14 protein-coding genes are annotated in these 12,773 nt (G+C 64.9%); 8 read left to right on the plus strand and 6 right to left on the minus strand.

The features are described 5' to 3' along the window. Positions 1-13 precede the first annotated feature (13 nt). Positions 14-403, minus strand: coding sequence for a DUF2177 family protein (locus ACQCSW_RS10135; RefSeq protein WP_426985562.1), 390 nt, complete (start codon positions 401-403; stop codon positions 14-16). A gap of 16 nt (positions 404-419) precedes the next feature. Between ACQCSW_RS10135 and ACQCSW_RS10140 the strand changes: the two genes are divergently transcribed. Then, entirely contained in the window at positions 420-1,187 is a 768-nt protein-coding gene (locus ACQCSW_RS10140) for a lipoate--protein ligase family protein (protein ID WP_426990666.1), read from the plus strand. Positions 1,188-1,229: 42 nt separating this feature from the next. On the opposite strand, the gene ACQCSW_RS10145 is transcribed toward ACQCSW_RS10140, so the two are convergent. From ACQCSW_RS10145 to ACQCSW_RS10155, 3 genes are all read right to left on the minus strand, one after another. Then, positions 1,230-1,871: an MBL fold metallo-hydrolase gene (locus ACQCSW_RS10145; RefSeq protein WP_426985564.1), complete on the minus strand. Its 642-nt coding sequence runs from the start codon at positions 1,869-1,871 to the stop codon at positions 1,230-1,232. After that, complete coding sequence (locus ACQCSW_RS10150; RefSeq protein ID WP_111907728.1) at positions 1,868-2,953, minus strand: S-(hydroxymethyl)mycothiol dehydrogenase; 1,086 nt, start codon at positions 2,951-2,953, stop codon at positions 1,868-1,870. Before ACQCSW_RS10150 ends, ACQCSW_RS10145 begins: the two co-directional genes overlap by 4 nt. An 83-nt stretch (positions 2,954-3,036) precedes the next feature. Further along, complete coding sequence (locus tag ACQCSW_RS10155) at positions 3,037-3,294, minus strand: mycoredoxin (protein WP_111907727.1); 258 nt, start codon at positions 3,292-3,294, stop codon at positions 3,037-3,039. Between the two features lie 148 nt (positions 3,295-3,442). Here ACQCSW_RS10155 and ACQCSW_RS10160 point away from each other — a divergent pair, with 148 nt between their 5' ends. Next, positions 3,443-4,174 carry an SOS response-associated peptidase gene (locus tag ACQCSW_RS10160; protein ID WP_426990667.1) on the plus strand — a complete coding sequence of 244 codons (732 nt, stop codon included), beginning with the start codon at positions 3,443-3,445 and terminating at the stop codon, positions 4,172-4,174. 24 nt (positions 4,175-4,198) lie between these two features. On the opposite strand, the gene ACQCSW_RS10165 is transcribed toward ACQCSW_RS10160, so the two are convergent. After that, positions 4,199-4,621 (minus strand): VOC family protein, encoded by a 423-nt coding sequence (locus ACQCSW_RS10165; RefSeq protein ID WP_426985567.1) that lies wholly within the window; start codon positions 4,619-4,621, stop codon positions 4,199-4,201. A gap of 19 nt (positions 4,622-4,640) precedes the next feature. Here ACQCSW_RS10165 and ACQCSW_RS10170 point away from each other — a divergent pair, with 19 nt between their 5' ends. Next, entirely contained in the window at positions 4,641-4,961 is a 321-nt protein-coding gene (locus tag ACQCSW_RS10170) for a chorismate mutase (protein ID WP_111907724.1), read from the plus strand. Positions 4,962-5,015: 54 nt separating this feature from the next. On the opposite strand, the gene ACQCSW_RS10175 is transcribed toward ACQCSW_RS10170, so the two are convergent. After that, a complete protein-coding gene (locus tag ACQCSW_RS10175) occupies positions 5,016-5,405 on the minus strand; it encodes a hypothetical protein (RefSeq protein ID WP_056340376.1) in 390 nt (129 codons plus the stop codon). A gap of 154 nt (positions 5,406-5,559) precedes the next feature. Between ACQCSW_RS10175 and ACQCSW_RS10180 the strand changes: the two genes are divergently transcribed. From ACQCSW_RS10180 to pgsA, 5 genes are all read left to right on the plus strand, one after another. Continuing rightward, positions 5,560-5,895: a DUF6504 family protein gene (locus ACQCSW_RS10180; protein WP_354250174.1), complete on the plus strand. Its 336-nt coding sequence runs from the start codon at positions 5,560-5,562 to the stop codon at positions 5,893-5,895. After that, positions 5,892-9,380 (plus strand): DNA polymerase III subunit alpha, encoded by a 3,489-nt coding sequence (locus ACQCSW_RS10185; protein ID WP_426985570.1) that lies wholly within the window; start codon positions 5,892-5,894, stop codon positions 9,378-9,380. Before ACQCSW_RS10180 ends, ACQCSW_RS10185 begins: the two co-directional genes overlap by 4 nt. A gap of 116 nt (positions 9,381-9,496) precedes the next feature. Then, on the plus strand, positions 9,497-11,506 hold the full coding sequence (gene thrS / locus ACQCSW_RS10190; protein ID WP_252563517.1) for a threonine--tRNA ligase: 2,010 nt from the start codon (positions 9,497-9,499) through the stop codon (positions 11,504-11,506). A 20-nt stretch (positions 11,507-11,526) separates the two neighbouring features. After that, a complete protein-coding gene (locus ACQCSW_RS10195; protein WP_426985572.1) occupies positions 11,527-12,114 on the plus strand; it encodes an HIT family protein in 588 nt (195 codons plus the stop codon). Next, positions 12,104-12,727: a phosphatidylinositol phosphate synthase gene (pgsA, locus tag ACQCSW_RS10200; RefSeq protein WP_426985574.1), complete on the plus strand. Its 624-nt coding sequence runs from the start codon at positions 12,104-12,106 to the stop codon at positions 12,725-12,727. The genes ACQCSW_RS10195 and pgsA overlap by 11 nt, the downstream gene beginning before the upstream one ends. Positions 12,728-12,773: the final 46 nt, after the last annotated feature.

Below are 12,773 nucleotides of genomic sequence, written 5' to 3' on the forward strand. Positions count from 1 at the left end.
CAGGTCGCTTCTGTCACGTGGAACGGAACACCAGCCACCCGGCGAGGGTGGACAGCCCCGTCAGGGCGGCACCCCACAGGATGTCCACGACAATTAGCTGCAGCGGCCACGTCTTGAGCGTGGCGGCATTCGTGAGGTCGTACGTCGCGTAGGCAAAGGCGCCCAAGGCGGCCCCATAGCCGACGGCGGTCAGCCAGCTGCCGCCGTCAAGCGCCGGCCGCAACGCAAAGAAGACAATCCCCGCTATGTACGTGACATAGAAAGCCACGGCGTAACCTAAGTGTGGCTTGTCTGCGAGCAGGTCACCGATGTGGCTGCGGTAGAACGGGTTCATGAGCTTGAGCCAGACGGCGTCGATGACCGCGAACGCAGCCGCGACGACAAGGAAATGCAATATGACCATAAGGGAGCTTAGCAACATGCAGGACGCCGAAGCGGGACTCCGGACGCTCACCGTGGTGCGGCAGGATCGTTCCCTCGGCGCCGCACGTGACCTGGAATTCGGCCTCGAACTGCTGGCCCAGGCGAAGACCGGAAGGATCGGCCCCACGCTCCGGCTGTACCGGCCCGCACCCACTGTTGCCTTCGGCCAGCGGGATACCCGCTTGCCCGGCTTCGACGCGGCCGCCCAGGTCTGCCGCGAACACGGATTTGAACCCCTGGTGCGGAAGGCCGGCGGCCGTGCCGCCGCCTACCACGAGGGCACGCTGGTGGTGGACCATGTGATGCCCCATGCGGATGCCATTGCCGGTTCCAAGGGCCGGTTCAGTTTCTTTGGTGAGCTGCTGGCGCAGTCCTTGCGGAACGTCGGTGTGCAGGCCGCAGTTGGCGAAATTCCGGGGGAGTACTGCCCGGGGGAGTTCAGCGTTCACGGTACCGACCCTGCCGACCCGGCGCGCCGGATCAAACTCGTCGGCACAGCACAGCGCGTGGTGAGCGGCGGGTGGCTGTTCAGTTCCGTGATCGTGGTGGAAAATTCCGCCCCCATCCGCAGCGTCCTGACGGACAGCTATGCAGCCTTGGGCCTGGACTGGGACCCGGCCACCGCCGGCGCGGCCAACGATCTCGTGCCTGGCCTCACGGTCCAGGATGTCCAGGACGCCATTATTGCCGCGTACGCGGGCCACGCCGCCCTCCGGCACGCCGACTTCAGCAGCTATGCAGGTTTGGATACTCGGCAGGCGTAACCCGCGCTGGCGGGGCGGGGCTGTCCGGGCCGGCCAGGGCCCTTAGTGGCCCCGGGCGATCCACTCGTTCAGGTGCGGGGCTTCGGCTCCGATGGTGGTGCTGTCGCCGTGGCCGGTCCGGACCACCGTTTCGGCCGGGAGCGGCAGCAGCCACGTCCGGATTGATTCGATGATGGTGGGGAAGTCGCTATAGGACCGGCCCGTGGCGCCGGGGCCGCCCTGGAACAGGGTGTCGCCGCTGAAGAGCGAGCCCTCGCCGTCGGGCCCGTCAGCCAGGTGGAAGGACACCGAGCCCGGCGAGTGCCCGGGGGTGTGCAAGGCCGCCAGGCTGGCCCCCGCCACCTCAATGACGTCGCCGTGCTTGATGGCGACGTCGGGCTCAACGTCCGGGTAGACGCTGCGCCACAGCATCCAGTCGTCCTGGTGGAGGTGGATCGGGGCCTGGACGAGGTCCCAGAAGTCACCTACCGACCGGATGTGGTCGTCGTGGCCGTGGGTCAGCAGGATCGCCTTGAGTTTCCGGCCACCGACGGCGGCGGCAACGGCCTTGGCGTCGTGCGCGGGATCGATCACCACGCATTCCTCATCGTTGCCCACGATCCAGACGTTGTTGTCCACATCCCAGGTGCCGCCATCGAGCGAGAATGTCCCGGACGTGACGAGACGCTCGATCCGGAGGCTCACAGTTCCACCACCGAACGCAGCACCGAACCGGAGTGCATCTTCTCGAACGCTTCCTCCACCTGGTCAATGGTGATCCGCTCGGTCACGAAGGCATCCAGGTCCAGCTTGCCCTGCTTGTAGAGGCTGATCAGCATGGGGAAGTCCCGGGACGGCAGGCAGTCACCGTACCAGGAGGACTTCAGCGATCCGCCGCGGCCGAAGATGTCCAGGAGGGGCAGCTCCAGGGTCATCTCCGGCGTAGGCACGCCCACCAGGACAACAGTGCCGGCGAGGTCGCGGGCGTAGAACGCCTGCTTGTAGGTTTCGGGACGGCCGACGGCGTCAATCACCACGTCTGCGCCGAAGCCGCCGGTGAGTTCCCGGATTTTCTCCACTGGGTCGGAATCCGAGGAGTCCACAGTGTGGGTGGCGCCGAGTTCCTTGGCACGGTCCAGCTTTTTCGCGTCGATGTCGACGGCGATGATGGTGGTTGCGCCGGCGAGCGCGGCGCCGGCGATGGCAGCCACGCCTACACCGCCGCAGCCGATGACGGCGACGGTGTCACCGCGCTTGACGCCGCCGGTGTTGATGGCGGCGCCCAGTCCGGCCATGACGCCGCAGCCGAGCAGGCCGATGGCGGCAGCATCGGCGTCGGGATCCACTTTGGTGCACTGGCCGGCGGCTACGAGTGTCTTTTCGACGAAGGCGCCGATGCCCAGGGCGGCGGACAGCTCGGTGCCGTCCTCGAGCGTCATCTTCTGGGTGGCGTTGTGGGTGTTGAAGCAGTACTGTGCCTGGCCGCGGTTGCAGGCGCGGCAGTTGCCGCAGACGGCCCGCCAGTTGAGCACCACGCGGTCACCCGGGGCGACGTCCGTGACGTCGGGGCCTACGGCGCTGACCACTCCGGTGGCTTCGTGGCCCAGGAGGAACGGGAAGTCATCGCTGATGCCGCCCAGTTTGTAGTGCAGGTCGGTGTGGCAGACGCCGCTGGTGAGGATGTCCACCAGGGCCTCGCCCGGACCCGGATCCGGGACCAGGATGGTCTCCAGAGTGACCGGGGCGCCCTTGGAACGGGCTACGACACCTTTGACTTTATGGACCACGAAAGGCTCCCTCAATGCAGATAGACAGAACGGGACCAACACGGATGTTGGTCCCGTTCTGTCTACCACATGAGCTGCCGTGGTCAGGCTGCGAGGCGGCTCTTTACCTCGGCAGCGGAGGGGTTGGTGGCGGCGGTGCCGTCCGGGAAGAGCACGGTGGGGACGGTGCGGTTGCCGCCGTTGAGCTGTTCCACGAGGTCGGCTGTGCCCTCCACCTCTTCGATGTTGATTTCCGTGTAGCCGATGCCCTGCGCGTCCAGCTGCTTCTTGAGCCGGTTGCAGTAGCCGCACCAGGTGGTGGAAAACATGGTGATGGTGCCGTTCTCGGGGGTAAAGTCCACGGAGTTCTCCTGATAATCGTTGAGGGGGTTCGTCCCCATCAACGGTAACCCGGGGCGGGCTATTCCCTGAGCTGGCCCGGCGGATGCGGTGCCGGATGACAGTACATAACGCTGATGGCATGCTGGAGCCATGTGTGGACGCTATGTGATGGCACGGGCCGTGGGCGATTTGCTGGCCGACTTTGATGCCCAGCTGGAGGAGGAAGTGCACCTTCCCCCGTCATGGAACGTGGCGCCAACCGACGATGTGCCGATCGTCCTTGAACGGCTGATCGACGACGGCCCTGTGCGGCAGCTGCATGTGGCCCGCTGGGGCCTGGTGCCGTCCTGGGCGAAGGATCCGGGTATCGGCCCCAAGATGATCAACGCGCGGAGCGAGACTGTGCTGGAGAAGCCGGCCTTCCGCAAGGCCGTGAAGTCACGTCGCTGCGCTGTCCCGGCCGACGGGTACTACGAATGGAAGCAGGGCACCGGCAAAGCCAAGCAGCCCTACTATGTCCATCCGGGCAAAGGCAGCGGGCTGGTGTTCGCAGGCCTGTATGAGTGGTGGAAGGATCCATCCAAGGCCGAGGGCGATCCCGGTCGGTGGATGCTCTCCACGTCCATCCTGACGGCAGACACCCCGCCACCTGGTGCTGAGTCCACAATTTTCGGCAAGCTCACTGCCCTGCACGACCGCGTGCCACTGCCCATGGACCGGACCACGATGGCAGCGTGGCTTGACCCCCACGCCGTTGACGCCGCGGGACTGGTGGACCTCGTCCGGTCAGGCGTGAAGGACGCCGCTTCCGGGTGGCACGTGGATTCCGTCGGCACCGAGGTGGGCAACGTACGCAACAACTCCCCGGAACTCATCTGGCCGGTGGAGGCGCTGTTCTAAGCCGACACTCCGGGCGACATGCCCCTAGACGGTGACGTTGCCGTCGTCGTCCACTGTCCAAGTGGGGTTATAGGCAATCTCCCAGCGGAAGCCGTCCGGATCGGCGAAATAGCCGCTATACCCGCCCCAGGGCTGTGTGACGGGCACGGCGATGATGGTGGCACCGGCCGATGCCGCCTCCGCCATGACCCGGTCCACCGCTTCGGTGCTGGGCAGGTTGTGGCTGAGCGTGATGCAGGGGACCTGGCCGGGAGCGCCTACCCCCGCCTCGGCGTGCATCTGCGCGGCATCCCACAGGGAAAGGATGAGGCCGTGGTTGACCTGGATGAACACCACATCTCCGGGAAACTCCCGGTGGACAGGCCAGCCGAGGCCTTCCACATAGAACCGGCGGGAGGCGTCAACACTGCGAACGCCTAGTGAGATGAAGTCGACTCGGGGCTGCATGCTTCGATACTGTCAGAAGATGGCAACAATTCAAGGAAACGACAGGGACGCTTTGGCCGACAAGGAACAGCTCGCTGCCGTTCGGATTGCGGTCGACGAAGTTGACGAGCAGATTGTCACCCTCATTGCGCGGCGTGAACGCTTGATCCGGATCGCCGGAACCCTGAAGGGGGACGACGCTGAAGTCCGCGCCCCCGGCCGGGTGGAACGGGTGATTGAGCATGTCCGGTCCGCCGCGGAAAAGAAGGACATTGATCCGGACATCGTGGAATCAACCTACCGGGCCATGATCTCGGGGTTCATCGAACTCGAAATGAAGGTCCACAAAGAAAGCAGCTGACGCCGCCCCGGGTGCTGCCGGACATGGTTCCGGCAGCAGCTGCCTCGGTGTTTCCTAGAGCGCTTCGTCGACGGCGACGCCCGACTGGAACTCCCGGCCGTCAGCCTCGCTGAAGGCCGACATAATGTGGCCCTTGCCCAGGCCATGGACGGCCGCGACGGGGAAGTTGCCGGTGATGGTGCTGCCCGAGTGCGTCACGCCGCCAAGATCATAGTTTTCCTCGGCGCTCTGGTCATGGCTGAACGAGTAGAAGGCAATGGCCTCCCCGTTCATGAACTCAATGCCCAAGCGTCTTTGCGATGAGTAATCAGGGCTCGCCGCCACCAGTCCCACTACGTACGCACCTGCCCCCGGTATGTTGCCGTCGATATCAAAGGTTGCCACGAGCTTTTCGTCCTGGGCCTTGATGCTTACGTGCTTGAGGAGTGCGTCATTGGTGCTCATGCCACAATCCTGCCTCCCTGCTGCCCGTCCGTCCACCCCTGTCTAGGTTTTGTCGGGGCTCCGTCGTAGACTGAATTTATTCGAACATGTATTCGAATACCTTGCTTTTGCATCAGCATTTTGCATCAGCTCCGTTCAGTTCCGGGAGGCGCCCATGGGTATGTTCAGCGAGTCCGTGGACGTCGTCTGCACCGCTACCGGCCAGCCGCTGAAACTCCAGTGGGCCGGGCGGCACTACACGGTGTGCGCCGAGCCTGTCCGGTGGTACGAACGCCGGCAGTGGTGGGCCGAGGAACGCCGTGCACCCCTCGGCAGCGGGCCGGGGCTCGTGGACCACGAAATCTGGCGCATCCAGGTCCGGGCGGACCCGCGGAGTGCCGGCCCTCGGGATGCAGGAGAGCCGCTCACCCTGGACCTGAGCAGGCATATCGGCAGCGGCCGCTGGAGGCTCCTGCGGATCCACGACGCACTCCGGCCCCAAACAGCATGAGCTTCTCCCACCTTCACGTTTCCACGGCCTTCAGCGCACACTATGGAGTTGCCTGGCCCGATGAACTGGCCCAGGTTGCCGCCGCGGACGGCGCAACAGCGCTCGCCTGCACGGACCGGGACGGCCTCTACGGCACCATCAAACACCTCAAAGCCTGCATGGAAGCCGGCATCGACCCCGTCGTGGGTGTGGACCTTGCGGTTTTCGACGACGACGGCGACCACCGCACCCAGCTCGCCGGCAGGGTGGTGGTGCTCGCCCGTGGCCACAACAACGGGGCAGGCTACCGCGCCCTGTGCCGGCTGGTGTCCGATGCCCATGCCCGCACCTCCGGCAAAGCCGGGGGAGCGGTGCCGGTGGCGGTCACCCGCGCCGAACTCGCCTCCCGCACGCTTGACCCAAAAACCCTGAAACCGGTCCTGACGGTCCTGATCGGCCCGGATTCCGACGTCGGACGGGCCATGGGCGGCCGGCGCTACCTCCGTCCGCGCACCCTTTTCAAACGCTGGCTGGACGCCATGCCCCCAGGGACCTTGGTGGCGGAAGTCGTTTCCCAGCTCACTGCCCCCGGAGCGCCCGTGAGCACCGCCCATGCAGTACGTATGCTCAAACTCGCGGAAGAACACCACGTGCCGGCCGTGCTCACCAACGCGGTCCGCTACTGCGCAGAGGACGGTGCCGCCACGGCGGACGTACTCGACTCCGCCCGGACGCTGAAGTCCCTCCCCGAACTCGCGGCCGAACCTCTGCTCCAGCCCAACGGGCAAGCCTGGCTCAAATCATCAGCGCAGATGCTTCAGTTGGGCAAGGAAATCATCCGCGCCGCAGGGTATGGCACAGCGGACCTCAAACAGCTGATGGCACAGACCGAGGCGCTCGCCGACTTCTGCCGGATTGACCCGGTGACTGACATGGGATGGAAGCAGCCTGTAGTCCCCGAGGCATCGGTCATTGGCATCAGCCAAGACCCGCATCTGGAACTGGTGCAACGGTGTGAGGCCGGGATCAGCAGGCGGTTCCCCGGAATATCAGGCTCAGCCCGCAAGGACATGCGCTCGCGGCTGGAGCACGAGCTGGGGATCATCAGGAACCTCGGGTTTTCCTCCTACTTCCTCACTGTCGCGGAGGTCTCCAGGATGATCATGGACATGGGGGTCAGGGCAGCCGCCCGCGGTTCCGGGGCTTCCAGCCTGGTCAACTACCTGATTGATGTCAGCCAGGTGGACCCCCTGCAACACGACCTGATCTTCGAGCGCTTTCTGTCCCGGGACCGGGCCACGTTGCCGGACATCGACATCGACGTCGAAAGCGCCGAACGGCACAACGTGTACCGGCGGATCTTTGACCGCTTCGGTTCCGAGCGCGTCACGCTGATGAGCATGCAGAACGGGTACCGCGCCCGCGGTGCCGTCCGCGACGCCGGGATGGCCCTGGGTATGGACGATGACGACGTCGGTGAGATCGCCAAGCAGTTGTGGCGCTTTTCGGCCCGGAAATTCCGTGAGGCACTGGTTGAGAAACCTGAGCTGCGGGAGTTCGCCGGGCGGGTGGAACAACGGGACTTCGCCGAAAACCAGCAGCTTGACCTGCTGGTGGACCTCACCGAACGGCTGGACCGGCTGCCCCGCCATATTTCCATGCATCCCTGCGGGGTGATCCTGGGCGATGCCACGCTGCTTGACCGGACCCCTGTGCAGCCCAGCGGACTGGGGCTGCCCATGAGCCAGTTCGATAAACACGACATGGATCCCATGGGCATGCTCAAGCTTGATGTCCTGGGGGTCAGGATGCAGAGCGCCATGGCGTTTGCCGTCCGGGAAGTCATCCGGATCCATCCGTCCAAAGCGGAAGTGGTGGCGGCAGGGGCCCACCCTGCAGGTCCGGACGGGACCGGGCCGGACTACATCGCCGAGAACGGCCACATCGACCTCAACGCCGTGCCGCTGGATGATGAACCAACCTACGAACTGATCCGCAGCACCCACACCCTGGGCTGTTTCCAGATCGAATCACCCGGACAGCGTGAGCTGATCGGCAAGCTGGCGCCGCGTGAGTTCAATGACCTCATCATCGACATTTCGCTGTTCCGGCCGGGCCCGATGAAATCGGACATGGTGCGGCCTTTCCTGGAGCACAGGCACGGCTTCGCGCCGGAGGTCTACCCGCACCCTGACCTGAAACCCGTGCTGCAGGAAACGCATGGGGTCACTGTCTTCCATGAACAGATCCTGAAAACCTTCAACGTGATGACCGGCTGCGGCTTGGCGCGCGCAGACGAGTTCCGCCGGGCGCTCGGCAACGAGGTCCACGAGCTGAAAGTGGAAGAGTTCTTCCGCAAGGAGGCCCGGATCAAGGGGTACACCCCGGAAGTGGTGGACAAGGTCTGGGGGACCCTGAAAGCCTTTGGTAGCTTCGGCTTCTGCAAGGCGCACGGTGCGGCATTTGCCGTTCCCACCTACCAGTCCGCCTGGCTCAAGACGCACCACCCCGAGGCTTTCCTCGCCGGGCTGTGGGAACACGATCCCGGTATGTACCCCAAGCGGCTGCTGGTGGCCGAAGCCCGCAGGCTGGGCATCCCCATCCTGCCGCTGGACATCAACCGCAGCCAGGCCGAGTACCGGGTGGAACGGGTCGCGGACGGGCCGGATGCCGGCAAGCTGGCGATCAGGCTGAGCCTTAACGGCATCTACGGCCTGTCCGGGACCGAGCTCAAACGGATTGTCGCCGGTCAGCCTTACGACTCCCTGGCTGACCTCCGGGCACGGTCCAGGCTGAGCAAGCCAAGCATCAAAAGGCTCGCCCAGCTGGGTGCCTTTGACTCCCTGCACCGGGAGTCGGGCGGCACCGCCAACCGTGCAGACCTCGTCCAGCACCTGCAACAGCTCCAGGCCGCGGGCGGTACCCGGAAGGGCATCGACATCATGGAAGGGCAGCTGTCCCTGCCGCTGGGGGATGTGGAACTGCGGAACGTCAAACCCGGGCTTCCCGCGCCCACCCTGGTGGAAAACGTCCGGGCAGAACTGGACCTGATGGCCATAGATGTCAGCGGGCACCTGATGGACAGCCACCGGCCCATGCTGGACCGGCTGGGGGTCACCACTGCAGACAAACTGTTGAGCCTGCGCAACAACACCGAGGTGCTGGTGGCCGGAGTGCGCATCGCCACCCAGACACCGCCCATGCGCGGCGGCCGGCGGGTGGTGTTCATCAGCATCGACGACGGCACCGGCTGCGTCGACTCCGTGTTCTTCCATGAAGCCCAGGAACAGGCGGGGCTGCTGCTGTTCGGCACCAGGCTGCTGCTGATCCGGGGCACCACCCGTCGGACAGGTCCCCGGGGAATCAGCCTGAGCGCCAGCATGGCCTGGGACCTGAGCCGGGTGGAATCCTTGCCGTTCGCGGCGGACCGCGTGGAGAGCACCGATGTGCCGCATCCCCTGGACGGGATCAGCCGAAGCCTTGCGATTACCGGAATGGGCGGCTGAGGGGCCGCGGGTCCCGTTGGTCGGCCTCCCAGGAAACCGATAGCATTGACGATGGCTGGCTGTGGTCCCCGTATGCCGCAAGCTATGAAGCCTAAAACTTTGAATAGGAGACACCCGTGTCAGATGCCCAGCAGATCACCCTCATCGTCGATGGCGAAGAGACCAAGGTGACTACCGGGACAACCGGTGCGGAACTCTTCTTTGAGCGCCGCGATGTTGTTGTTGCCCGCGTCAACGGCGAGCTGAAGGACCTGGACCAGGAACTGCCCGAGGGCGCCGAGATCGAGGGCGTCACCATCGATTCCCCTGACGGCCTGGACGTCCTCCGCCACTCCACCGCCCACGTCATGGCCCAGGCAGTGCAGCAGCTGCGCCCGGACGCCAAGCTGGGCATCGGCCCGTACATCACCGACGGCTTCTACTTCGACTTCGACGTCGCCGAACCGTTCACCCCCGAGGACCTCAAGACCCTCGAGAAGATGATGCTCAAGATCGTCAACCAGAACCAGAAGTTCGTCCGCCGCGTGGTCAGCGAGGACGAGGCCCGCGAGGCCATGAAGAACGAGCCCTACAAGCTCGAACTCCTGGGTAAGAAGAACAACGCCGCCGAAGCCGGCGAGGGCGTCAACGTCGAGGTCGGCGCCGGCGACATCACCATCTACGACAACGTCGAGCGCAAAGAGGGCACCACGGTCTGGTGCGACCTCTGCCGCGGCCCGCACCTGCCCAACACCAAGCTCATCTCCAACGCCTTCGCCCTGACCCGGTCCTCCTCCGCGTACTGGCTGGGCAACCAGAAGAACCAGCAGCTGCAGCGCATCTACGGCACCGCCTGGCCCACCAAGGACGCGCTCAAGGCCTACCAGGAGCGCATCGCCGAGGCTGAGCGGCGCGACCACCGCAAGCTTGGCGTCGAACTTGACCTTTTCTCCTTCCCCGACGAGCTGGGCTCCGGCCTGCCGGTGTTCCACCCCAAGGGCGGCATTATCCGCAAGGAGATGGAGGACTACTCCCGCCAGCGCCACGTCGACGCCGGCTACGAGTTCGTCTACACGCCCCACATCACCAAGGGCCACCTGTATGAAGTCTCGGGCCACCTGGACTGGTACAAGGAAGGCATGTTCCCGGCCATGCACGTGGACGCGGAACTCAACGAGGACGGCACCGTGCGCAAGCCCGGCCAGGACTACTACCTGAAGCCGATGAACTGCCCCATGCACAACCTGATCTTCCGCTCACGTGGACGGTCCTACCGCGAACTGCCCCTGCGTCTCTTCGAATTCGGTTCGGTGTACCGGTACGAAAAGTCCGGCGTGGTCCACGGCCTGACCCGGGTCCGTGGCATGACACAGGACGACGCCCACATCTACTGCACCCGCGAGCAGATGAAGGACGAACTCACCAAGACCCTGAAGTTCGTGCTCGACCTGCTGAAGGACTACGGCCTGAACGACTTCTACCTGGAGCTGTCCACCAAGGACCCGGAGAAGTACGTCGGCGAGGACGCCGCCTGGGAAGAAGCCACCCGGACCCTCGCCGAGGTGGCCGAGGAATCCGGCCTGGAACTGGTCGCTGATCCGGGCGGAGCAGCCTTCTACGGCCCGAAGATCTCCGTCCAGACCAAGGACGCACTGGGCCGCACCTGGCAGATGTCCACCATCCAGCTGGACTTCAACCTCCCGGAACGCTTCGAGCTGGAATTCCAGGCAGCCGACGGCACCCGCCAGCGTCCCGTGATGATCCACCGCGCGCTCTTCGGTTCCATCGAGCGGTTCATGGGCGTGCTCACCGAGCACTACGCCGGCGCGTTCCCCGCGTGGCTTTCCCCTGTCCAGGTGGTGGGCATCCCGGTGGCCGAAACCTTCAACGAGTACATGTTCGACGTCGTTGACCAGCTCAAGGCGGCTGGCATCCGCGCCGAGGTGGATACGTCCTCGGACAGGTTCCCCAAGAAGATCCGCACCGCCAGCAAGGACAAGATCCCGTTTGTCCTGATCGCCGGCGGCGACGACGCCGAGGCCGGCGCGGTGTCCTTCCGCTTCCGTGACGGGAGCCAGGACAACGGCGTGCCGGTGGCCGAGGCCGTCAAACGGATCACAGAAGCCGTCCGTAACCGGACCAGCTAGCGGAAACGGATAAGGACACCGTGCAGGAGAACACAGGCGCAGGCTATCCAGGGGATGCCGGCGTGACAGATGACTTTGATCTCGCGGGCGTGCCGGATGCGTTCCAGCGCCTGTGGACTCCGCACCGGATGGCCTACATCAAGGGCGGCCAGCACCAGTTCAAGAACGAGAACGACTGCCCCTTCTGCGTGGGTCCGGGCCGGACTGACGAGGAAGCCCTGATCGTCTATCGGGGAAAGACCTGTTACGTGGTCCTCAACCTGTTTCCCTACAATCCGGGCCACCTCCTGGTCTGCCCGTACCGGCATGTCCCGGACTACACCGACCTCACGGTGGAAGAGACCGCGGAATTTTCGGAGATCACCCAGACAGCCATGCGGGTCCTGCGCAAGGTGGCTAACCCGGGCGGGTTCAACCTTGGCATGAACCAGGGCGTGGTGGGCGGGGCAGGAATCGCCGCGCACCTGCACCAGCACATCGTTCCGCGCTGGGGCGGGGACGGTAACTTCTTCCCCATCATTGCCCAGACCAAGGCCATCACGCAGACCCTGGATGAAGTCCGCCAGCAGGTTGCAGAGGCCTGGCCCGGGGAGACGGATGCTGAATAGGCATGCGCGCGGGTTTTTCACCGCGCTGTTCACTCCGCTTGCGCGTTGGCTCCTGAAAATCGGTGTTTCCCCTGATGCCGTGACGGTCATCGGAACCGCCGGCGTGGTGGGCGGTGCGCTGGTCTTCTACCCCCTCGGCCAGCTCTGGTGGGGGACCCTGTTCATTACCGCATTCATCTTCTCTGACGTGCTCGACGGCATTATGGCCCGGCTGCGGGACACCGGCGGCCGTTGGGGAAACTTCCTGGACTCCACGCTGGACCGGATCGCTGATGGCGCACTGTTCGCGGGCGTGGCTGTCTGGTTCTTCACCGGGGGCGCCGATTACGCCATCGCCGTCGCAGCCATGCTGTGCCTGGTTCTGGGCATGGTGGTCTCGTATGCGCGGTCCAAGGCCGAATCCCTCGGCTTCACAGCAAACGTGGGCATCGCCGAGCGCGCCGAGAGACTGGTTTCGGTGCTGGTGGTCACCGGATTTACCGGTCTGGGATTGCCCCCGGTGGTACTTCTGGTGACGCTCGGACTCCTGGCCCTGGCCAGCCTCATTACGGTCATCCAGCGCGTAGCCACCGTCCATCGCCAGGCCTTCGCGGAGTCCGCGGCTTCGGATTAAGGCTGATTAAGCCCGCCGCCTGCCGTGGGACTAGTATTGTGACTGC

The organism is Pseudarthrobacter sp. Y6 (assembly GCF_050156205.1).
GTDB lineage: Bacteria > Actinomycetota > Actinomycetes > Actinomycetales > Micrococcaceae > Arthrobacter.